Source organism: Acetobacter sp. DsW_063 (genome assembly GCF_002153745.1).
Classification (GTDB): Bacteria; Pseudomonadota; Alphaproteobacteria; order Acetobacterales; family Acetobacteraceae; genus Acetobacter.
The window spans coordinates 1-21,148 of the sequence record NZ_JOPL01000081.1 but is presented as its reverse complement, the minus strand read 5'-3'; the positions used below and the strand labels follow the sequence as shown (position 1 = coordinate 21,148).

Annotated in this window: 19 protein-coding genes; 10 read left to right on the top strand and 9 right to left on the bottom strand. The window is 60.0% G+C overall.

Features of this window, described 5'->3' with window-relative positions; all coding sequences use genetic code 11:
* Positions 1–740: 740 nt before the first annotated feature.
* Positions 741–1,373 (bottom strand): NUDIX hydrolase, encoded by a 633-nt coding sequence (locus tag HK28_RS10870; protein ID WP_086644597.1) that lies wholly within the window; start codon positions 1,371–1,373, stop codon positions 741–743.
* Positions 1,374–1,406: 33 nt separating this feature from the next.
* On the bottom strand, positions 1,407–3,203 hold the full coding sequence (locus tag HK28_RS10865; RefSeq protein WP_233140496.1) for an ABC transporter ATP-binding protein: 1,797 nt from the start codon (positions 3,201–3,203) through the stop codon (positions 1,407–1,409).
* A gap of 199 nt (positions 3,204–3,402) precedes the next feature.
* Between HK28_RS10865 and HK28_RS10860 the strand changes: the two genes are divergently transcribed.
* The 3 genes from HK28_RS10860 (at position 3,403) to HK28_RS10850 (ending at position 6,203) form a co-directional block, all read left to right on the top strand.
* Positions 3,403–4,425 carry a glycosyltransferase family 4 protein gene (locus HK28_RS10860; protein WP_086644595.1) on the top strand — a complete coding sequence of 341 codons (1,023 nt, stop codon included), beginning with the start codon at positions 3,403–3,405 and terminating at the stop codon, positions 4,423–4,425.
* Between the two features lie 154 nt (positions 4,426–4,579).
* Positions 4,580–5,548 carry an energy transducer TonB gene (locus tag HK28_RS10855; protein WP_143217407.1) on the top strand — a complete coding sequence of 323 codons (969 nt, stop codon included), beginning with the start codon at positions 4,580–4,582 and terminating at the stop codon, positions 5,546–5,548.
* Between the two features lie 166 nt (positions 5,549–5,714).
* Positions 5,715–6,203: a hypothetical protein gene (locus tag HK28_RS10850; RefSeq protein ID WP_369823651.1), complete on the top strand. Its 489-nt coding sequence runs from the start codon at positions 5,715–5,717 to the stop codon at positions 6,201–6,203.
* A gap of 22 nt (positions 6,204–6,225) precedes the next feature.
* On the opposite strand, the gene HK28_RS10845 is transcribed toward HK28_RS10850, so the two are convergent.
* Positions 6,226–6,648 (bottom strand): secondary thiamine-phosphate synthase enzyme YjbQ, encoded by a 423-nt coding sequence (locus tag HK28_RS10845; RefSeq protein WP_086644593.1) that lies wholly within the window; start codon positions 6,646–6,648, stop codon positions 6,226–6,228.
* Between the two features lie 47 nt (positions 6,649–6,695).
* On the opposite strand from HK28_RS10845, the gene HK28_RS10840 reads away from it, so the two are divergent.
* Entirely contained in the window at positions 6,696–8,102 is a 1,407-nt protein-coding gene (locus tag HK28_RS10840) for a carbohydrate porin (protein WP_086644592.1), read from the top strand.
* 113 nt (positions 8,103–8,215) lie between these two features.
* On the opposite strand, the gene HK28_RS10835 is transcribed toward HK28_RS10840, so the two are convergent.
* The 3 genes from HK28_RS10835 to HK28_RS10825 form a co-directional block, all read right to left on the bottom strand.
* Positions 8,216–9,586, bottom strand: a complete 1,371-nt coding sequence (locus HK28_RS10835; RefSeq protein WP_086644591.1) for a chloride channel protein — start codon at positions 9,584–9,586, stop codon at positions 8,216–8,218.
* A gap of 189 nt (positions 9,587–9,775) precedes the next feature.
* Positions 9,776–10,714: a cation diffusion facilitator family transporter gene (locus HK28_RS10830; RefSeq protein WP_086644590.1), complete on the bottom strand. Its 939-nt coding sequence runs from the start codon at positions 10,712–10,714 to the stop codon at positions 9,776–9,778.
* A gap of 7 nt (positions 10,715–10,721) precedes the next feature.
* On the bottom strand, positions 10,722–11,990 hold the full coding sequence (locus HK28_RS10825; RefSeq protein ID WP_086644589.1) for a cation diffusion facilitator family transporter: 1,269 nt from the start codon (positions 11,988–11,990) through the stop codon (positions 10,722–10,724).
* Between the two features lie 309 nt (positions 11,991–12,299).
* Between HK28_RS10825 and HK28_RS10820 the strand changes: the two genes are divergently transcribed.
* Entirely contained in the window at positions 12,300–13,970 is a 1,671-nt protein-coding gene (locus HK28_RS10820) for an NAD(P)/FAD-dependent oxidoreductase (RefSeq protein ID WP_086644588.1), read from the top strand.
* 172 nt (positions 13,971–14,142) lie between these two features.
* On the top strand, positions 14,143–14,898 hold the full coding sequence (locus HK28_RS10815) for a metallophosphoesterase (protein WP_086644587.1): 756 nt from the start codon (positions 14,143–14,145) through the stop codon (positions 14,896–14,898).
* 703 nt (positions 14,899–15,601) lie between these two features.
* Here the strand turns inward: HK28_RS10815 and HK28_RS10810 are convergent.
* The 3 genes from HK28_RS10810 to HK28_RS10795 all read right to left on the bottom strand — a co-directional run bounded on the left by HK28_RS10810 (position 15,602) and on the right by HK28_RS10795 (position 18,696).
* On the bottom strand, positions 15,602–16,069 hold the full coding sequence (locus tag HK28_RS10810; protein WP_086644586.1) for a CBS domain-containing protein: 468 nt from the start codon (positions 16,067–16,069) through the stop codon (positions 15,602–15,604).
* 360 nt (positions 16,070–16,429) lie between these two features.
* On the bottom strand, positions 16,430–18,142 hold the full coding sequence (rpsA, locus tag HK28_RS10800; RefSeq protein ID WP_086644584.1) for a 30S ribosomal protein S1: 1,713 nt from the start codon (positions 18,140–18,142) through the stop codon (positions 16,430–16,432).
* 212 nt (positions 18,143–18,354) lie between these two features.
* Positions 18,355–18,696 (bottom strand): hypothetical protein, encoded by a 342-nt coding sequence (locus HK28_RS10795; protein WP_086644583.1) that lies wholly within the window; start codon positions 18,694–18,696, stop codon positions 18,355–18,357.
* 158 nt (positions 18,697–18,854) lie between these two features.
* On the opposite strand from HK28_RS10795, the gene HK28_RS10790 reads away from it, so the two are divergent.
* The 4 genes from HK28_RS10790 to HK28_RS10775 all read left to right on the top strand — a co-directional run bounded on the left by HK28_RS10790 (position 18,855) and on the right by HK28_RS10775 (position 21,143).
* Positions 18,855–19,583 (top strand): ferric reductase-like transmembrane domain-containing protein, encoded by a 729-nt coding sequence (locus HK28_RS10790; RefSeq protein WP_086644582.1) that lies wholly within the window; start codon positions 18,855–18,857, stop codon positions 19,581–19,583.
* Positions 19,577–19,975: a cytochrome c3 family protein gene (locus tag HK28_RS14530; protein WP_086644581.1), complete on the top strand. Its 399-nt coding sequence runs from the start codon at positions 19,577–19,579 to the stop codon at positions 19,973–19,975. The genes HK28_RS10790 and HK28_RS14530 overlap by 7 nt, the downstream gene beginning before the upstream one ends.
* 131 nt (positions 19,976–20,106) lie before the next feature.
* Positions 20,107–20,457, top strand: a complete 351-nt coding sequence (locus HK28_RS10780; RefSeq protein ID WP_086644580.1) for a RidA family protein — start codon at positions 20,107–20,109, stop codon at positions 20,455–20,457.
* A 128-nt stretch (positions 20,458–20,585) separates the two neighbouring features.
* Positions 20,586–21,143, top strand: a complete 558-nt coding sequence (locus HK28_RS10775; protein WP_086644579.1) for a hypothetical protein — start codon at positions 20,586–20,588, stop codon at positions 21,141–21,143.
* Positions 21,144–21,148: the final 5 nt, after the last annotated feature.

The following is a 21,148-nucleotide window of genomic DNA, read 5'->3' as shown; positions in this document are numbered from 1 at the left end:
TGCATTGCAGCAACGGCAGATCATCTCAAGACCTAACAGGCCCTAGTCATGATGCCAGACGCCTCCATTTTCTTTTAGAACACATCGATTTGTTAGCCCGTAATCGGTATTATATAGAAATGCGATCGCGGGATCATTATTATAAAACCACCTAGTAAACTGCAAATTTTTCCAATACTCCTTAATTTCGATACAACAAAAAATATGAGCCCGGGACATTATTGGTTAAAAAACAAAATCTGGAATTTATGTGAGGATAAATTCCAATAAAATACAGCGAGAAGACCGCATCATCGAAATGAAATCTATCGCAATGCAAATCGATACGACGTCGAATTTATTGAAATTTTCAGGATTTTACTTAAAATAGAGAAAATTATTTTTCATAATATCGATCGAAAATATTGATACATTACATATAACGGTTTCGGCCTTGCGTAAAACTATTGCCAACAACCGTCTTGTGGTTACGCATCTATCGATAAAATAATCACTACGTCGGGTATTCCGGGCGGCGTTACATTTACAGGTTAGCCGAGCATCGCTAACTTTTCGGTCGGAAGCGTATCAACGACCAAAAAAGATAACGTAATTACCTCCAATAGTAGCAATCTAAAATCCTGCGCCACTCGACAGACAACACATGAGACGCGTTCATTGCTCGGGACGAGCAGGCGATTGCAATCTGAAGCGATCGTGGCGGTCGATCACCTTCACCCATGAAGCATATGGATTTGAGGTTACTCGAAATCCGTCGCAAGTTCGGGATTACGCCGATGCTCAAACATTCGTGATATCTGACCCGACGTCACGCGCCCCACCGAAAGATCACTGGGGACGCAATCCTGAGTAAACCACCCGACCTCAGACGTCTCCAGACTTGTCGTAGCCTCACCGCCGAGCAAATCGCACAGGAAGAACACCTTCGCGCATGAGAAGACACCGTTGGGATGTCTTTGTCGCGTGCGGTCCCACAATGCGGCAAGTTTCGTCACACCGACGCGATACCCGCTCTCCTCCACAACCTCCTTGATCGCATTCTCGGCGGTGGTGAGGTTTACGTCCGCCCAACCGCCGGGCAGCGTCCAGCGGTGATGGTCAGCAGCTTCCCGCACCATCAGCAACCGATCGCTCTCATCAAAGACAGCCGCGCGCACGTCGATCTTCGGCGTCGCATACCCGGTTTCGCCCTCGAATAGCGTCTCGATACGCTCTGCAAGCGCGCTCGTTCTCGCTGCGAAAATGCGGGCTGAAAGGGCGCGCAACGCCTCGTAACGCTCTCGGTCGTAAGGATTTTCCGAGAAGGTCAGGCCGGTTTGCGCAATAGCCTGAATTTCGCGCGCCCAGACGAGCCAGTCGGGTTCAACGTCCATAACAGCCCTCTTTCGTACGTGCGACCAGGTATCTCAGATCGGCGCGATCTCCATCGCCTGTCGCGAGAGAAATTCACGATAGGGGCCATCGCGACGCTCCAGTTCGCCGGGCGACCCGTCCTCGACGATCCGCCCCTTCTGCATCACAACAATCCGATCGAAATCCTTCAGCGTCGACAAACGGTGCGCCACGGCGATCACCGTGCGTCCCACCATCAAACGCGACAAGGCCAACTGCACGTGATGCTCGCTTTCGCTGTCGAGGGCGCTGGTCGCCTCATCAAGGACAAGGATGGGCGCGTTACGCAAGAAGGCGCGCGCAATCGCGAGACGCTGTCGCTGCCCTCCCGACAATTTTACGCCCCTGTCTCCGACTTCGGTCGCGAATCCTTCCGGAAGGGCCATAATAAAGTCGGTGCATCCGGCAGCATCCGCAGCGGCCCGAACTTCATCGTCAGTAGCCTCAGGCTTGCCGTAACGGATGTTGTTGCCCACCGAGCGACGCAACAGCGACACTTCCTGCGGCACCACCGACATGCACGACCGCAGCGCAGTTTCGGTCAGCGCGCCGATATTTTCGTTGTCTATAATCACTGCGCCGCCTTGCACGTAACGTTGTCTCTGCAGCAGCGCCAACACAGTGCTCTTGCCCGAGCCCGAGCGTCCGACAAGGCCGACGCGCGAACCCGGCGCAACATGAAGGTGGAAATGCTCCAGCACGTTCGGGCCGCCGGGATAGGCGAACGTCACGTCATTGAATGTCACCTCGCCCTTTTGCTCCTGACGGAAGCCGACCGCATCAACCTGATCGCGCATTTCGTGGGTGAGCAGAATGGTGGACAACGTTTCGCCGAGTCGCGCCAGATGCTGGATCATCTCCACAAGCGCCACCGCAAGGTCGCGCGTGCCGTGAAGGATCATAAATCCGAGCGTTATGACCATCACGACATCACCGACGCTGGCGGAGGCGTTGCGCCACAGCAGAACGACCCACACCAGCAACCCGGCAGTGAGAATCGCTGTCAGCGCAGCGTGAACGAGTCGCAACTGCTCCAGATAGCGTAGCGAGCGGCCACGGGACGCCATCTCGGTTCGAAGCACGGAGGCAAGTCGTCCTCGCTCGTAACCGAGCATCCCGAAGGTGCGAACCAGCGGCAGGTTGCCCACGACGTCCTGCATTTCTCCATCCACACCGGCCGCGTCAGACGCGTATGTCGCGTGCAATTCCCGCCCGGCCTGCGCCATGCGAAACATCAAATATGCAAGGGCGGCGGACAGAACGATGATGACCCCGCCCATCAAAGGGCTGACGGTCAGCATCAGCGTGATCGACAGCAGCACGTTGAGGCAGGGGGGCAACACGTTCCATGCCAGCAGGCTCTCCAGCGTGAAGCTGGCGTTGCCCGCTGTGGATATCCGCGCGGCAAGCGCCGCGGGCATCCGATCCGAAAAATAGCTCGTAGAATGGCCGGTGAGATACCGAAACAAATCCCGCCGGACGTCGCCCGTCACGTCGACAAAGGTCTTCGCCGCAAACCAGCCCGCAACGCGCCAGGACATGTTGTCGGCGGCGATCACCACAGCCAGCCAGGCGACAGCGCGCCAGACGGTCAGCATATCGCCATGCTGGCTGGCGTTCATGGTGTCGACCAGATGGCGGATTGCATAGGAGGAGAACACCGCGCAGGCGACGGCGATCGTCACGAATCCGAACACCATCGCATGGGACATCGCGTGGCGGCGCGCATAACACGCAATGAATCGGCCCGGTCGGCCCGCGTATTTCGGCAGTTGTTCGTCGGAAACCGTAATCCCGTCGTCGCGCTTCAAGCGTGACCGTCCATGCGCTCGCACCTCTCCAGTCAACTTTCTGCCCTTGTAAACGTTCGTGACAGAGGACGGAAGCGCATGCTTCGCTTTCTCTCTCGATAGCCAGTTCGCCATAACCCGCTTGTCTGCGGAGGCCTACGCCGATAGGCGTTGTCGGCAGTAGTAATATTCAATCACAACTGATGGAGTCCTCCGGTCAATGCGTATCGCCCAGATCGCGCCTCTCCATGAAGCCGTGCCCCCCAAGCTGTATGGGGGCACTGAACGCGTGGTTTCCTTCCTCACCGACGAACTGGTCGCCATGGGGCATGACGTCACCCTGTTCGCAAGCGGCGACAGCGTGACGAAGGCGAATCTGGACGCTGTATGGCCGCGGGCCTTGCGTCTCGACCCGGCGATTCGCGATCCTATCGCTCCGCATATGTTGCTGATGGAACGGGTCGCGCGTCTGGCGGATCAGTTCGACGTGCTGCATTTTCACATGGATTACTGGCCCTTCACATATTTCAGCCGCCAGAAGACGCCGTTCGTCACGACGATGCACGGGCGACTGGATCTGATGGAACTGCAGCCAGTGTTCGACGCGTTCCCCGATGTGCCGATCGTCTCGATCTCCAACAACCAGCGCCAGCCACTACCGCAGGCCAACTATGTCGGGACTGTCCTCCATGGCTTGCCTGAGAAGTTACTGACGCCACAGTCGGGACCACGCGATTACCTCGCGTTCCTCGGACGCATCTGTCCGGAAAAGGGGGTCGACAAGGCGATCCGCATCGCGCGCGCAGTCGGGCTGCCGTTGAAGATCGCGGCGAAGATCGACCGGGTGGACGCGGAATACTTCGAGAAAGAAATCGTCCCTATGCTGGGCGAGGGCGTCGAATTGATTGGAGAAATCAACGACGCGCAGAAGCCAGCCTTCCTGTCCGGCGCCAAGGCCCTTCTCATGCCGATCGACTGGCCGGAACCGTTCGGGTTGGTCATGATCGAGGCGATGGCGTGTGGAACGCCGGTTGTCGCGTTGCGTCGGGGGTCGGTACCGGAGGTTCTCGAAAACGGCCTCACTGGTCTGATCGTCGACAGCGAGGCTGAAGCCATCGCCGCATTCCCGCGCCTTGCCGAAACGAATGCGCAGCAGATTCGCAAACGTTTCGACGAGCGTTTCACTGCACGCCGTATGGCGGAAGACTACCTGAAGATATACGCCCGACTCGGCGAGCAATAGGCGTCACTTCGACGCGGCGAAACATCTGCGCCGCGTCGAATCTGTGTGATATGAACAGACGGCCATAAGCGTCTGTTTGGCCAAGAGCGGCACGGCGTTAGGCATCGTAGCGTCGCGCAGGGTGAGGCGAGAGTTGTCGGTTCCGAAGCTCCCCGTGAAAATCCGTCCCGGGATGATCCGTCTGGGGCGCCGCTCGTCCGAGGACCGACACCTCGACGGTCGTCTGTTCGCGGCAGCGCTTCTGATTCATATGGCGCTTGTTCTCGCGTGGATCGCCACACACAAGACGCCGGAAGAAAAACCTGTCCCGTTCGCTCTCGCGGATGTTCAGGTGCTCTTCGACCATGGTCAGGCGTCGATTGATCCGATCCCTGCGCCGCCACCGCTGCCGGACGCGGCGCCGCCTGTTCAGGCGCCCGCGCCCGTCGCCGATGAACTTATTCCCTGGCCGGGCTCTGGCGAACCCCTCCTTCCCTTAGTGCCACCGCGTCCAACAGGTTCGAAGGATCCGAGTCTGTCCGGCGCCAATCATATGGCGACCGTGCATGTTGGCGACGGTCAGGACTCAGCGAGCGTCCTGACCCATAAAGTTCCACATGCAAAGGACGCGCCTGCGAAAGACGCAGACGTCGCGAGCCCGAACGGGACGACAGGCAAGCGTCTCAGTGAGGCCAAGACCTCGGCCGGGCAGGGCGGTTCCAGTTTCAGTGACGGCGGCGCGTCGTGCGCGACTCCAGCGAAGATTTATCCGCCTCTCGCCCGCCAGCGTGGCGAGGAAGGCATTGTGTACGCGGGCTTTTCGCTTGCAGCCAATGGCTCCGTGCGGGACGTCCGTATTCTGCGCGGCAGCGGACATCCGATCCTGAACGATTCGACGCTCAGTTTTCTACGCGGACTGCGGTGCTCGCGCCCACCGTCTACGCCGTTCAAAGTCGTCATCATGGTGACCTTTAATCTGATTACGCCCTCGGGATCGACGATGTCCTTCAAACCGGTGGCTCATCAGGCGCCAGCGGCGCCCTCGGACGCTGGCACACGAGAGAATGCTGACGCCTCGGCAGATTCGGATGCGGCGGAAAACGCCGATTCCACTGCAGGCATCGACCAGAGCGGCGGTAGATAACGCGCGTCAGGCGAAAAGCAGGGGCGCAAACCGGAGCCTTGCACAGCATGTGTGCTCCATGGTTCTGCAAGTGTGGAACTCATGGTCTGCAGGTTATCGTCCTTGTCTCTGGGCGAGACCTTCAGCAGAAATTCCCGTCGGAGAAAGTGAAGTCGTGAAGCGCATAATGCCCCATTCTCTACTGTCGCTGCTCCACGCGCCGCGCAAGCTGGAAAAAGCGATGGAACACTCCCCGGAGGCAGGCGCGGTCGTTCGCTTCAACGACTGGCTGGCCGTTCGGATGACGGTCATTTTCGGCAGTATCTGGTGTGTTTACGCATTTACTCTGTTCTCGCTCATCCCAATGGTCGCTCCTGGATGGCAGAACACACTTCTTTATATCAGCAATGCAATTCAGCTCATCGCGTTGCCCGCGCTGGCTGTTGGGAGCGCAATACTCGCAAGAAGCAGCGAAGCACGCGCGGATGCCGATCACGCGGCTCTGGTCGAAATTCTCGACGACGTGCGTCAGGAACTGATGGAGTTGCGATCCCTGACCAGCGGCATCGCCGCAAATCAGGCCGAGGACGCAACGGGAGGCACGACCATGAACGTGTCAGCCGACACGTTCATCGCGGTCGATAACATCGCGCCCGACGCGCCGGGCCAGAGATGACGGGATCATCGAACGCCTGGCGTTACGATTCTCCCAGAAGGTGCAGCACGATTTCCCGTCTGTGCGGCGAGGCCCTGTGTTCGAAAAGGTAGAGGCCCTGCCACGTCCCAAGAACGGGACGTCCCTCGGCCACCGGGATGCTCATCGACGTATCGGTCAACATGGTCCGCAAATGTGCGGGCATATCGTCAGGCCCTTCGTCGTCATGAACGTAACGCCCGTGTTCTTCCGGGACGAGCCGCTCAAAAAACCGGCCGATATCATGGCGCACCGTCGGATCGGCGTTCTCCTGAACTGTCAGAGAGCAGGACGTGTGCCGACACCACAATGTCAGCAACCCCACATCCACGCCGCTTTGTCCTACCCAGTCGGCGATCGTCCGGGTGATCGGCGTCAGTCCTTTGCCACGTGTATCGACGGTCAGCCGATAAAGATGCTGACGCATGAACAACTCCTCCTACCTTTAATGGCGCATCGGAAAATGGTGGCGCCATGAGGGCTTACGGTCGCACCCCATACCCGCAATCTCACGAACTGCTTGCGGAATCTACATTCAGCAATCTACTCGAGCCGCCATCATCTCCTCATATTTCGCGGTTTCTGGATAACCTTATCCTGATTGGGCGGGCGCTGTTCGGGGTGACGGCTCTGCTGTCCACAACGCACCACTCGGCCGAGGCGGCCGCAGGCGACGATCTTCACGGGTGGTCAGGGATCAAGGATCGTTGGCGACAGGCTGGCGTCAACATAGATATCGGCGACAGCGAAGAGTTTTGGACCAACCCCATTGGCGGCTCCCGTTCCTCGACCAATTATATCGGGGCGACGGTCGTCGACGTCACGCTCGATCTGGCGCGCCTGTATCATGGCGGGGCGGACAGGGAAGGGCAGTGGGGCGAACTGGAAGTCAGCGGCGTCGATATTCGCGGACGTCCCTTCAGCAACGTCCCGCTTTACGCCTTCAATCAGACCTCCACGAGCGAGGCTGATCCCAACCTGCGTCTCTATGAACTCGCTTATTCCTATCATCCTCCCGGAGACGCGGTCGAGGTTCGCATAGGCAAACTGGATCTCAGTCGCGACTTCATGGTCAGCGAAACGGCTCAGGACTTGCTCAACGGGTCTTTCGGTTGGCCGATGATGCCCAGCAACAATCTCTACGATCAGGGGCCAGCCTCACCCCTCGCGACGCCAGCGGTCAGGCTACGATATGACGTATCCGACAACTGGACCTTGCTGGTCGCTGTGGGCGACGACAACCCGACAGGAGCCCGGACGTTCAACAATCCGAATGACCCCTGGAACCAGAATCAGGATCCCTCAGGCACACGCTTCAACTTTGGCACTGGCACATTGGCGATGGCTGAGGTGCAACACAGCGTCAGCATCGGGAAACTGCTAGGCTCCTACAAGGCTGGCGTGATTGTGGACAGCGGGACATTTCCACTTCAGGCCGACGCGAGCACACAACGCCGAGGCAATTGGCTGATTTATGCAATCGCTGACCAAACCCTGTTGCGCGATCCTGTCGTCGGACGGTTGCATGGATTTGTTCGCTGGCAATATACGGGACTGGCTGATCGTAACGAGATCGTCTCTGCGCTGGACGCTGGGCTGTCGCTACATCGACCGTTCGGTCGGCGACACGACCTTGTGGCGCTTGGGTTCGGTTACGCTGCGCCCAGCCGTTTCCTGACCACGACCGAACCGTCAGGGCGAACAGAAGCTCGGCAGAACGAGTACCATCTTGAATTGACCTACCGCGCGCAGCTCTCGTCCTGGCTGTCTTTGCAGCCGGATTTGCAAGGGCTGATCGCTCCAAGTGGTGGTGTCTACGTTTCGGGTCGCCGCGTGAAGGACGCACTCATTCTCGGCCTACACGCGGGGCTAAGCCTCTAGAGCAGAGGCCTGCTCAGGTAGGTTTACCTGAACAAAAAATTCTTCTTAAAACAGTAAGGTAGAGAGGATTTTTTCAGCTGTGATTTCGTTGACCATATTCAAGGGAGCGCAGTTCAATCTTCCTTCGACTGATGCTTGGGGGCTTCTCCCTTGTGGCCGTCTGGAGCGACCGAACGAAGAAATCGCTCCGCCAGCGCGCCGTAAAGCGGCTGCTTGCAGATCATGCGCGAAACGCCGAACGCTAGGAACGAGCTGGCCAAAAGCGCGAGCGTCACCTGCTGATTGTCGCACATTTCCATCACAATGACTGTGGCGGTCAGCGGCGCCTGCACGACAGCAGAAAAATACGCCACCGTGCCCAGGAGCACTACGGCGCCAGGCGTCGTGTGAGGCAAAAACTGCGCGATCCAACCACCGATGCCTGCGCCAACTGACAGCGATGGAGCGAATAGCCCGCCCGGAATGCCCGAGCAGTAGGAAATGATGGTGGCGCAGTATTTCAAAACGAAATACGAAGCGGGGTAATGCTCGTCACCCTGAATGATGGCGCGGGCCTGCGCGTAGCCGGTGCCATACGTCATGCCGCCGGAAGCCACGCCTATAATCGCCAGCGCCAAGCCGCAAAGCGCAGCGAACAAAATAGGCCGCTGGGCCACGAAGCGGCCGAATGCCCCAGGCAAGCCAGATGAAGCTCGAATCAGTATCGCCGAGAATGATCCACCGGCGATCCCGCCGAGCAAGCCGCAAGCAAGAACGGCGAGCCAACTCACCCCGACCGGCACGATTACATCGGTGTGCCCAAAATACGAATAATTACCGACCAACGCTATTGCCGTCACGCCTGAGAGCACGACCCCGGTTAGCAAAGTGCCGCTGGTCCGGTGCTCGAACGAGTGAGCCAGTTCCTCGATGCCGAACACTATTCCGGCGAGAGGCGTGTTGAACGCGGCGGCAACTCCCGCGGCTCCTCCAGTCATTACCAGCGCACGGCGAGACGCAATTTCGCTGAGCCGAAGGAAACGAGCCGCAGCATTCATGATTGCCGCGCCGACCTGCACCGTCGGCCCCTCACGGCCGATAGAAGCGCCCGCGACGAGCCCCAGACAGGTCAGGCAGATTTTCGCCGCGGCGATGCGGATCGAAAGCACCCGATCGACCACAGCCAGATCGTTGAGGTGCATGCAGGCGATCGCCTGAGGAATGCCGCTGCCTTGCGCGCCACGGAAGAAACGTCTGGTCAACCATATCGACAAGGCAAGGCCAGCAGGCGTCACTAAAAGCATGAACCACGGGTTGTGCTTGATGACGTCGCTTCGGAGCGCAGCCGCCTTATCAGCCAATGCTGCGAAGCTGATCGCCACGATGCCGACCGCGATCGAACTGCCCCAGTAGATCAGCTTCCGCCGCCACTCCACTGTCGTCATACGTGCGGTGTCACGAAAGTGCCTGATCCGGCCGACTTGGGTCGAGGTCGTCGTATGCATCGGTTCTTCCTGCTGCGGCGGGTCTCTTCAGCAATGGGAGACAGCGCGCAATATCGTCCCGGCCTTACGCCTGCCGGGCGATCATTCCAAGTCCTAATCCCACATATCGGCCAAAGTGTTTCGTGGGGCGGCGTCGCCTGCCGCAGTGTCGGTGGCAAGGCCGCCGTAATTCTCTGCGGCCGCCGTATGTCATACGACCGGTGGAGACGTGAGCAGGATGCCCGTGTGCTTGGCCTTCGCTTCTGGCTCGACATGAATATTGATCAGCGCGCGCCCGATCGCTCGCCGAAGGCCAGCTTCTATCCGGTCGCAAATCTCGTGCACGACGCCGACCGTCATCGAGCCCGGCACCACAAGATGAAATTCGATGAATGTTATGGCGCCCACGGTGCGAATGCGGATGTCATGCGCCTCGAGCGCGCCGGTCGCCGTTTCAGCGATTACTTCTCGCAGTTTGGTAAGGGTCGCAGAATCAGGGGCTTCGTCCATCAATCCCGACACGGATTGCCGAAGCATCTCCCAGCCAACCCGCAACACGTTAAGCGCAACGAGAGCAGCCAGCGCAGGGTCGAGCCAGACCCACCCTGTCAGCGGGATCAATGACAGGCCCGCAATCAGGCCACATCCTGTCCACACGTCCGAGATCACATGGTGACCACCTGCGATCAGCGCGGGCGAACGTTCCGCTCGTCCTTTTCGGAGCAGCGTAAGCCCCCACGCGAAATTCAGCAGCGTGGCGACGCCGTTGAGCCCGACGCCGATCCACGGCGCCGTCTCAGGATGCGGCCTCAGAAATCCTTCCACTGCCGTTTTGCCGATGGCGTAAGCGGTGACCAGCACCAGCGCGCTCTCGACGATCGCCGAAAGGTATTCCGCCTTGTAATGCCCGTAGGTGTGGTTGTCGTCGGCCGGCCTCTCAGCCACGCGAATGGCCCACAGGGCCGCCGCCGCCGCGACGACGTTGATGATCGTCTCGAGCGCATCCGCCTTCAACGCGACGCTGCCAGTGCTGACCCAGGCTGCGTATTTCAGTCCGAACGCGGCGATACTGACAGCAAAACTCGCCCATGCCAGTGCGAATTTCCGGTCTGGCTTCGGCGCGTCCCCAATTGGGGCGGCGTTAATCATGACAGGCTCACACGTGCAGCGCGTCGTCGAGGCTGCACCCGCCACCGCATGGCGAGACTTCGATCTGCAACGTCGCGTGCTGTACGCCGAAACGCGCGCGCAATTCCCGGCCCGCCGAGAGCAAAATCGCGTCGTTGGGAACTGCCGCATTTTCGCTGCGCACGAGATGAACGGTGAGCGCCGTTTCAGTTGTGCTCATTGGCCAGACATGAAGGTCGTGAAGGTCGGTCACGTCGGGGAGATCGCGCAGGAAGGCGTCGACGCCATGGATGTCCACACCCTTTGGCACCCCGTCGAGCGCCATATCCAGCGAGTCCCTGAGCAGCCCCCACGTCGTAAGAACGATAAGCGCCGAAATGGCTAGGCTCGCGGCCGGGTCCAGCCACGCCAGCCCCGTCAACAACACGAGCGCGCCAGTGGCCACGACGCCGAGGGAGGCGACCGCATCCGTCGCCATATGCAAAAAGGCGGCGCGCAGGTTCAGGTCATTTTTCTGACCGCTCATGAAGAACAGCGCAGTGACTCCGTTCACCACCACGCCCAGCGCCGCCACGATCATGACGCTTTTTCCCGCGACGTCCACAGGATGGAACAGACGCAGCACGGCCTCCCACGCCACGCCGCCGGTAACGAGCAGCAAAGCTACGGCGTTGGTCAACGCAGCAAGAATAGAGGAGCGACGCAGACCGTAGGTAAAGCGCGCGGACGGCGCTCGGCGCGTCAGCCGCTCCGCAAGCCAAGCGGCGGCCAAGGCAAGCACGTCGGACAGGTTATGACCAGCGTCGGCCAGAAGCGCCACGGAGTTCGCCAGCAGGCCCCAGACAGTTTCGCCGACCAGATAGACCATGTTGAGGGCCATGCCGACCGCGAAGGCGAGCCCGAACGACGCTGGCGCATGATGGTGATGCCCGAAAAGCCCATGATCATGGTGATGATCGTGTCCGTGACCATGCCCGTGCCCGTGCCCGTGCCCATGGTCATGGTCGTGGTCGTGGTCGTGGTCGTGGTCGTGGTCGTGGTCGTGGTCGTGGAGGCTGCCGCGTCCGCTGTTTTTGTCACTCCCGATTTCGGCATGGTCGTGGTCGCCACACGCATGGCCGGCATAGGAGGGTTGCACGCTTATATCGGTGTCACACTTCGGTCCGCCCGTCGCGTCGTCGGGGTTATGTACGCCGCATGCGCCTTCGTCGTGAGCATGATCGTGTGCATCGGAAGAATGGGTGTGTTCATCTGGTGAACCATGGCGGTGACCGCCAGGAGTGGAGGACGCGGTCATGTCGCAATCTCCTTGGTCGGCCTTGCGCTACAGGTCATGGTCGACAGGACGTCGTCCCGAAGACTTGATTCCCGCGTCTCATAGACCATACCGCCCGTCTGCAAAACGGGAAGTTTACAGTGTCGCCGCCGGATGGGAGCAGTGCGCTCTCTATTGCGCCACGCAATGAGTCCACTTCTCTCGTGATCGCCGATCTGTCGTGATATGAGCCGCCCGATTGCGGCTCCTGTCAGGGGCCAGCGGCGCCACGCTCGCATGCTCGCCGCCATGTGGAGACGCGTCAGGCGTCTGAAGCCTAATGGAGAACTCATGATCCGTTTGACCGAGGTGAGGTTGCCGCTCGACCACGCGCCGGAAGCGCTGATCGCCGCCGCACGCGCAAGGCTCGGCCTTACGGACGCCGACGCGCTCGATGTGCGCGTCGTGCGGCGCGGATACGATGCACGTCGTCGTGGCGGCATCATGTTGGTCTACAGCCTGGACTGCGCGGTGGCGGACGAGGCCGCCGTTCTGGCGGGGGCGGGCGAAGATGCGCGTATTGGCCCGTCGCCGGACACCAGTTACCGCCCTGTCGATGTCGAAGGTCCGCGGTTGGCCCGAGGCGACGCGGCTCAGAGACCGGTTGTGATCGGCGCAGGACCGTGCGGGCTGATGGCGGGGCTGATTCTCGCACAGATGGGGCTGCGGCCGCTGATTCTCGAGCGCGGAAAGGCTGTCCGCGAACGCACGGTCGACACGTTCGCCCTGTGGCGGCGGTCGATCCTGACGCCGGAAAGTAACGTGCAGTTCGGTGAGGGCGGAGCCGGGACGTTCTCCGACGGCAAGCTCTACAGTCAGGTCAGCGACCCACGCCATCTGGGGCGCAAGGTGCTGGAGGAATTCGTACGTGCCGGAGCGCCCGAGGAAATCCTGTTCGTCTCGAAACCGCATATCGGCACTTTCCGGCTCGTCTCGATGGTCGAGCATATTCGCGCCGAGATCGAGGCGGCAGGCGGCGAATACCGGTTCAACGCCCGGGTCGACGAACTCCTGCTCGATGAGCAGAGAAGCGTGCGGGGCCTGCGTCTGTCCGGCGGAGAGGAGGTCGCTGCGTCGCATGTCATTCTCGCGATCGGTCACAGCGCACGCGACACATTCAGCATGCTTGAGGCGGCAGGCGTGGAGATGCAGTCCAAGCCGTTCTCTATCGGCGTGCGGATCGAGCATCCCCAATCCCTGATCGACGCCGACCGTTTTGGACCGCAAGCTGGTTCGCCGCTGCTGGGCGCCGCCGATTATAAACTCGCCCATCACGCGTCCAACGGGCGTGGCGTCTACTCCTTCTGCATGTGCCCCGGCGGCACAGTGGTGGCCGCCACGTCGGAGGAGGGGCGGGTGGTCACCAATGGGATGAGTCAGTATTCGCGCGCCGAGCGCAACGCCAACGCGGGCATCGTCGTCGATCTGCGCCCCGGCGAGGACTATCCGGACGAACCGCTGGCAGGCGTGGCGTTCCAGCGGCATTGGGAGCGACAGGCCTTCCTCGCCGGAGGAGGCGACTACCGCGCCCCGGCGCAGCGCGTGGGCGATTTTCTTGCGGGCCGCGCCTCCACGTCGCTCGGCTCCGTGACGCCGTCCTACCGCCCCGGCGTCACGCCGACGGATCTTTCTGCGTGTCTGCCTGATTTCGCGGTCGAGGCGATCCGGGAGGCTCTTCCCGCATTCGCGCGCAAGCTGCCAGGGTTCGCGATGGAGGACGCAGTGCTAACGGGCGTGGAGACGCGCACGTCCTCTCCGCTGCGCATCCCGCGCGGTCAGGACGGGCGCAGCCTCAATACAGGCGGTCTGTTTCCTGCAGGCGAGGGAGCCGGTTACGCGGGCGGCATCCTGTCCGCCGCGATCGACGGCATTCGGATTGCGGAAGCCGTCGCGTTGTCTCTGGCGGGGCGTGAGGCTACGGGACTTCTCCGTGGTTCCGCCGGCAAGGAGCAGGCTGGCTAACGGACCTTCGCTGCTGTTCGATTGGCGCGTATAGCTAGACCCGCATTAACTTTTGTGCTGAGGGACAGTTTCTCAGGCCGTGACGCGGGCGTAACGGAACCGAATCGACCCCTAGCACGTCACGTCCGCATCTTCATTCTCCGGCTATGCCGCAGGAGCAGAAGGGCGCGGCATGACCCGGTTGTGGATACTTTCTGATCTCCATCTAGAATACGCACGTTCTCCGGATTCATACGATCCACCACGCCCCGCATTCGACGTGCTGGTGGCCGCTGGAGATATTCTGGAGGGGAACCCAGAGGGCGCAATTGAGACCGTCGCCCGTCTGGCCGCCGGGCGTCCTGCTGTATTTGTCCTTGGCAATCACGAAATCTGGGGCGGCACGCTGTCGCAGCAGCAAGCACGCGCGCAGGAGGCTGTGCGGCGATTTGGCGTCACGCTACTCGATGAGTCAGCCAGTGTCCTGCGTGGCGTCAGATTTGTCGGGTGCACCCTATGGGCGGACGGGCGTCTCTCCGGGCTCGACGTTCGTCCCCGGCTTCTTACCGGGGAAGGTTTTCTGAGACCGGACGGCCGTGGCGGCGTCAGAGTGGGCGATGAGCTTGCGCAGCATGAACGTCAGGTCGCGCAACTCGACCGGCTGTTGGGGGTCGAAAAGGCGCGCGGCACGGCTCTGGTCGTCGTGACGCACCATGCGCCGTTGCTGGACTGCGTGCCGTCGCATTTGAGAGGCGAACGGAATATCGGCCTCTACGCTTCTGATCTTTCGGATATTTTCTGGCGTCGAGACATAGATTTATGGGTTCACGGCCACATTCACGCCGTTGGAGACATGCGGCATCCAGGCGGCGCCCGTATCGTCTGCAATCCTGCAGGCCCGCGCTTCTCGACGCCGGGCTTCAGGAACGATCTGATCGTCACCGTGTAAAGCGTGCGCGCTGAGAGGCATATATTGCCGTAGCCGGATAGAAGGTCGTTTATATTGAGCACATGCTCGCCTTGATCGGCGCCGCTTCCCCGTTGTGGCTCCGTTTGCCGCAGTAGAGCCCAAACACGTAGCAGCGGATCGTGGACACACTACCTTGTGACCGGAAGGCGTAATTAAATAATCGGGTCAGCAACCGATTATCATCACACCTGTTAGACTTTATATTACAAACTGCAGCCTTCATCCTGACCAACACTCCCGACAATTGATCTTGAGGAGAATGTTGTGAGAGCATCGATTTTTATCGCAGTAATCCTGACCTCGCTTTGCGTCTCAAGCTGCGCGAATTACGCCGACACGAATGACCATTTTAACTATGATCAAGACATTACACGACGATCACGTCTTGGAGGCGGTCAATCCCACATGTAAATTCGGACTTGATGCGCGCATCTAAAATTTGGCCATTCGCTTTGTTCCAGCGCGCAATATCCTGATGAGCGAGTGGCGTCGGGCCCATTTCGCCGGACGGTGTAAACGCAACCGGATTCTCATACGCTTCAATGAAGCCCTTTCCCCTGACAGAGGCAGAACACGGAACCAATGATCAGGGCTTCATATCCGGGAAATTATGAGCAGCGGTTGAATGCGCGAGGCAGGTAGTTAATTTCACGCAACTTCTCCAAGTCTCCATCAAAAAATTTCATATTCCGGAAACTTTCACCGAAGCGTGTCCACTATTCGATACGTAGTTCTGCAACTCTTCGGCCAGATGTTCGGCATGTTCGATCCGATATTTGACGAGATCGCCAATGCTGACCAGGCCGACCAGACGACCGTTGTCCACGACCGGCATATGGCGACAGTGGGTGCGGGTCATCCGTCGCGCCGTATTGAGGCTGTCTTCGTCGGGCGTCGCAACCGGCATGTTCGCCGCCATCACGTCGCGGGCGACCAGGGCGCCAAGGCCGGCGGGATGAAGCGCCACCGCTTCGACGATCTTTCGCTCCGACACCAGACCAACCAGACGCCCGGCGCCATCCAGAACCGGAGCGCCGCCAACTCCATGTCGCGCCAATGTCTCGCAGACGCGGGCCAGGGGATCGGTATCCAACACGGTAATGACGTCCCAACCTTTCTCGGCAAGGATGCTGTGCAGGGGAGTAGACATGACGCGAGTGTCCTTTTTCTTGATTGGACTGCTGCGTCGCCTCGACGCCCGGCGTTTAGACGACGAGCATAGTCAGTGTGATCGATGTCGGTTGGCTGGCGTCGACGCGCAAGGCCTTGCGCGAGGGAAATTTGACGGAAGCGTGTTCTGCCGGGCTGCGGCGCCCGGTGAAGAAGTTTATTTTGGATAATAAGCGTCGGGGGGAGAAATGCTTGACGCGTTCCGCAAAGCTGCGCGCGAAGGGAATCCGGCGAATTGCGATATCCTGTTTCCAACCAAAAATGGCGCCCCGAAGGGCGCCATTTCCGTAACATCAGTCAGAAGGAGACGGCCTTACGGCCGTCATCCTGTCGTGACTTATCAGGCGTCCGTGTTGCGGCGACGGATCGCAGCGCCAAGGATATCACCCAGCGACGCGCCGCTGTCGGACGAGCCGTATTCGTTGATCGCTGCCTTGTCTTCCTCGACCTCACGGCCGCGGATGGTCAGGGCCAGCTTGCGGGCCGCGCGATCAACCGAGACGATCTTCGCATCGACTCGCTCGCCAACTGCGAAGCGCTCCGGACGCTGCTCGGCCTTGTCGCGCGCCAGCTCTGCGCGACGAATGAAGCCGGTCAGAACGTCGTCCACCTTCACCTCGATGCCGTTGCTCTGCACAGCGGTGACGATGCAGGTGACGACGGTGCCCTTCTGGACGCTCGACAGCGCGTCGGCCGCCGGGTCTTCCTGAAGCTGCTTGATGCCGAGCGAGATGCGCTCTTTCTCCACGTCCACGTCGAGAACCTTGGCCTGAACGACCTGGCCCTTCTCGTAGTGCGTGATCGCGACTTCGCCAGCTTCGTCCCAGGACAGGTCGGACATGTGAACCATGCCGTCGATGTCTGCGGACAGGCCGATGAAGAGGCCGAACTCGGTGATGTTGCGGATCTCGCCTTCGACCGTCGAGCCGATCTTGTGCTCTTCAGCGAACTGCTCCCACGGATTGCGCTGAACCTGCTTAAGGCCAAGCGAGATACGACGCTTGCCGCTGTCCACGTCCAGAACCATGACGTCGACTTCCTGCGAAGTGGCGACGATCTTACCCGGATGGACGTTCTTCTTCGTCCAGGACATCTCGGAAACGTGCACCAGACCCTCGACGCCCGGCTCGAGCTCAACGAACGCGCCGTAGTCGGTGATGTTGGTGACGCGACCGCTGTAACGTGCGCCCGGCGGATACTTGATCGCCACGTTCTCCCACGGATCAGCCTCAAGCTGCTTCATGCCGAGAGAAATGCGCTGCGTGTCCGGGTTGAAGCGGATGACCTGCACGCGAACCGGCTGACCGATCTGCAGGGCTTCGGACGGGTGGTTGATGCGCTTCCAGGCAATGTCGGTGACATGCAGGAGGCCATCGACGCCGCCGAGGTCCACGAACGCGCCGTAGTCGGTGATGTTCTTCACCACGCCGTCGAGGATCATGCCTTCCTTCAGGCCCTGGATCAGCTCGCTGCGCTGCTCCGCACGGGTCTCTTCGAGGACCGCACGACGCGAGACGACGATGTTGCCGCGAGCGCGGTCCATCTTCAGGATCTGGAAGGGCTGCGGAACGCCCATCAGCGGGCCGACGTCGCGCACGGGGCGGATGTCGACCTGGCTGCCGGGAAGGAACGCCATGGCGCCGCCGAGGTCGACCGTGAAGCCGCCCTTGACGCGTCCGTAGATCGTGCCGTTGACGCGCTGGTTGGCTTCGAAAGCCTTCTCCAGGTTCGTCCAGGCCTCTTCGCGACGCGCCTTCTCACGCGACAGGACGATCGTGCCGTCACGGTCTTCGTAGCGCTCGACGTACAGCTCAATGACGTCGCCCGGCTTGACCTCGTGGGCGACGCCCTGCGGGCCGAATTCCTTGAGGGCGACGCGGCCTTCGCTCTTCAGGCCGACGTCGACGATGGCGAATTCGTCGGTCAGGCGGACGACATGCCCCTTGACGACGGAACCTTCAAAGCCCGTGTCCAGGCCGAGGGTCTCGTCGAGCAGAGAGGCGAAGTCTTCGCCGCCAAAATGATCGGTTGTGGTGAGTGTGGCAGAAGCCATGTGAAACGATATTTCCCTGCCGACCCGTTTAGAGCCGACAATTCCTGCGCGTCGCGGTGAGGCGAAACGACTTACCCCGGTCTTCGAAGATATCCGAAGACATGCGGGATCGACGGTTGAAATCGGTCAGCGCCCCGTAAAAGGGGTCGAAACCGGGCCGTAGACAGCACCTCAAACCGCAGAGTGTCAACAAGAAGCTTGTGGCGGCGCAGTTATCCCGGATCTCTACGTATGTTTTCTGCGCCGAGCACGGTCAGCGGGCGGGCCAGCAGAGCGGTCGCGATTTCCGCCCACTCCTGCTCAAGACTGCCGGTCGGCGTCGGACGGCCCGCACGTCGATACCAGTAACGCGCGTTGCCAAGGTCGCCTTCCTTGCGATGCAGCCATGCGTGCGCCCAGTCGCAATCCGGGTCGCCTTCATTGGCCTGAGCGCACTCATGCGCCCGTGTCCAGTCTCCACGCCCAGCCCACCAGATCGCCTGTAGCGCAAGATCTCCGCCTTCCGGAGGGTTTGCGGCGGAGAGCGTTTCCCTGAATTCGTCTAGCGCGCTCATCGGCAGTCTCCTTCACGAAAAGCGATATAGTCGAACGTAACACGGTCGGCTTCATCGCAAGATCGGAATTCCATCCCGCAAATCGTATCGTTCCGGTATCGTCGTTATGCGCCAGAGTCTCGCGCCCGCCTGTCGCATTGATATGGAGTTTGGCGTTAATGGTTGTGGCTGGTTGGGCATGGCTTTCGCGCCGCATTGCTTACGCATTCATTGTTTTCTCTGGCGCTATCCTTCTCGTCAGCCCTGTCCCCACGCTTGGCCTGCTATGGGATATGGCGATGCTGTGCGGTTTTTCAGCGTTGTTTGTACTGTTACAGATGTTCGCGCTGACCGGTCGTCCACTCTCGACGCCGTTCTATGAAGGTAAATTCTTCATCCGCTTGCATGAATACGGCGCGTACATACTGCTCGCCTTTGTCGCCTGCCATATCGGTTTCAGTCTCTGGGCCGAACCGCTACTCCTAGAAGACATGCTGCCCCCGGTCACGGGCGTTATGCAAACGGGAGCCGCTACCCTGATGCTACTCGCGGTAGCGACGTTCGCCAGCTTGCCGCCTGTTCGACGCACAGCGTTCGGAACGGCCAGGCTGTTTCGGCGCTGTCATTCGGTTTTCGCGACGTTGTTGCTATGCGCGGCTGCCGCTCACGCGTGGCTGGCTGGGCTACGCCTTGATGGTTTCTGGTCGTCCGTGGCGTTGGCTGTGCCTGTGGGCGTCGCGTTAACGCTGCCCTGGGCGGCCCGCTGGGCCGCACGCCCTCACCGAACTCCAGGAAAGCGCGCGCGCAATACGGCACGGTTCGCCGCTCCGGTCGCAATGGCAATGCTCTCTCTTGGCGCCGCTTTGCCGCTTCTGGGCGCCGCGCTCCTGCATTGGCGGGCATGGTGATCGGCCGCCTGATCGCTTCGTGGCGCGCGGTGACGATAATTGTCATCGGCGCACTTTGTGGGGGTGCTGCGTTGTGGTGGGCGTTATCCGGGGCTCCGCACATAGCGGCGACGCGCCCTCTTATGCCCCTCGATTTTCCGCACAAAGCCCATGTCGCGTTCAATTGCGTCACATGCCATCACAATTACACCGAAGCCAGACTCGCTTCCTGGCCGTTTCAGGGATGCATAGCGTGCCACAAAAACACGCCATCGCTCTCGGGCCACATGGAGGAGCAGTTTCATGGCCAGTGCGAAAGTTGTCATCTCAAATTCGCGGAGGAGCATCGCAAATCAGGTCCGCCGCGTGCGTGCCACGTCTGTCATATCGTTGGGGGCATGACGCATTTTTAGAGCAGGCGTGCATTCATGTGGTTGCCGGGATACTGTTGCCGGGACGGCAGGCATCGATATTTGTCCAGCCATCAACTTACGACGCGGTATGTGCTACACGCAGCAGAACCACAAAGCACAGGTTTTCATTTATGACGATTAGACGCCTCGCCCCTGAAGAACGTCTCAGCGGAGCTTCCATCTGCGGCAATCTGGTTTATCTGGCCGGACAGGTCGCTGATGACGCTACGCTCGACGCCGAGGGACAAACCGCCGACATCCTGCAGCAGATAGATGCGCTGCTGGCCGAGGCCGGAACAAGCAAAAGCAATATCCTGTCCGTGCAAATCTTTCTTACCGATATCAACGACATCACGGCGATGAACCGGGCATGGGACGCCTGGCTTGATCGCGGCAACAAGCCTGCCCGCGCTACGGTCGAGGCGAAACTCGCCAATCCAGACTGGAAAGTCGAAATCACGGGTGTCGCGTTTATTCCGTAACGTTGGCGACGCATTTCAACCTGTGAGAGGGGGCTGCGAAGCGTAGTCGCACGAATGCGCTTCCTTTGGCTCGAATGCGACCCGCCCCCTGAGACAGGGCTGCGCAAGACGAATCATACGAGCGGGAAATGTCGGTGCTGCCTTTCCGCAGTCCTCACCAACTGCCTCAAAATAAGTCAGGCGACATATTGAAACGAACTGACGGAAATATCCTTGCATTCTCCCTGTTAACAACGGGGATCGTCATCGTCGCTCATGCCGTCGCTTACATGACACATGAATTTTCCCACACGTTCAGCGCCTGGGCGCTGGGTTACATGCAGAATCCTTTTGCTCTCGATTACGGGACAGTCACGCCAGCGAACGTCGTTCTCCTCTCGAACGTCGATGATAACGTGCAATACGATCCGATTTTTAGCAGCGGCCATAGATGGGCGGCGGCGGCAATTGCACTCGCCGGACCTTATGTCGGTAACGCTCTCATTTATATTTGTCTGTACGCGGCTGTCAGCCGTCTGAGGCGAGGCAATGGAGCGACGAGGACGTTTATTTTCTGGCTCATGCTAATGTGCGCTGGAAACGTATGGAGCTACGTACCTGTCCGGGCAATTACGACGCATGCCGATATCGCGGTTGCACCAAATGGAGGGATCGAAGAGCCGTTGATTGATGCGCTTGGCCCGTAATTTCT

Excerpts from the sequence above, each read along its gene's own strand:
- HK28_RS10860 (WP_086644595.1), top strand. The coding sequence starts at position 3,403 with ATGCGTATCGCCCAGATCGCGCCTCTCCATGAAGCCGTGCCCCCCAAG.
- HK28_RS10830 (WP_086644590.1), bottom strand. The coding sequence starts at position 10,714 with ATGATTAACGCCGCCCCAATTGGGGACGCGCCGAAGCCAGACCGGAAA.
- HK28_RS10775 (WP_086644579.1), top strand. The coding sequence starts at position 20,586 with ATGTCGGTGCTGCCTTTCCGCAGTCCTCACCAACTGCCTCAAAATAAG.
- HK28_RS10825 (WP_086644589.1), bottom strand. The coding sequence starts at position 11,990 with ATGACCGCGTCCTCCACTCCTGGCGGTCACCGCCATGGTTCACCAGAT.
- HK28_RS10835 (WP_086644591.1), bottom strand. The coding sequence starts at position 9,586 with ATGCATACGACGACCTCGACCCAAGTCGGCCGGATCAGGCACTTTCGT.
- HK28_RS10850 (WP_369823651.1), top strand. The coding sequence starts at position 5,715 with ATGCCCCATTCTCTACTGTCGCTGCTCCACGCGCCGCGCAAGCTGGAA.
- HK28_RS10820 (WP_086644588.1), top strand. The coding sequence starts at position 12,300 with ATGATCCGTTTGACCGAGGTGAGGTTGCCGCTCGACCACGCGCCGGAA.
- HK28_RS10870 (WP_086644597.1), bottom strand. The coding sequence starts at position 1,373 with ATGGACGTTGAACCCGACTGGCTCGTCTGGGCGCGCGAAATTCAGGCT.
- HK28_RS10790 (WP_086644582.1), top strand. The coding sequence starts at position 18,855 with ATGGTTGTGGCTGGTTGGGCATGGCTTTCGCGCCGCATTGCTTACGCA.
- HK28_RS10780 (WP_086644580.1), top strand. The coding sequence starts at position 20,107 with ATGACGATTAGACGCCTCGCCCCTGAAGAACGTCTCAGCGGAGCTTCC.
- HK28_RS14530 (WP_086644581.1), top strand. The coding sequence starts at position 19,577 with ATGGTGATCGGCCGCCTGATCGCTTCGTGGCGCGCGGTGACGATAATT.
- HK28_RS10840 (WP_086644592.1), top strand. The coding sequence starts at position 6,696 with ATGAGGGCTTACGGTCGCACCCCATACCCGCAATCTCACGAACTGCTT.
- HK28_RS10795 (WP_086644583.1), bottom strand. The coding sequence starts at position 18,696 with ATGAGCGCGCTAGACGAATTCAGGGAAACGCTCTCCGCCGCAAACCCT.
- HK28_RS10815 (WP_086644587.1), top strand. The coding sequence starts at position 14,143 with ATGACCCGGTTGTGGATACTTTCTGATCTCCATCTAGAATACGCACGT.
- rpsA (WP_086644584.1), bottom strand. The coding sequence starts at position 18,142 with ATGGCTTCTGCCACACTCACCACAACCGATCATTTTGGCGGCGAAGAC.
- HK28_RS10810 (WP_086644586.1), bottom strand. The coding sequence starts at position 16,069 with ATGTCTACTCCCCTGCACAGCATCCTTGCCGAGAAAGGTTGGGACGTC.
- HK28_RS10845 (WP_086644593.1), bottom strand. The coding sequence starts at position 6,648 with ATGCGTCAGCATCTTTATCGGCTGACCGTCGATACACGTGGCAAAGGA.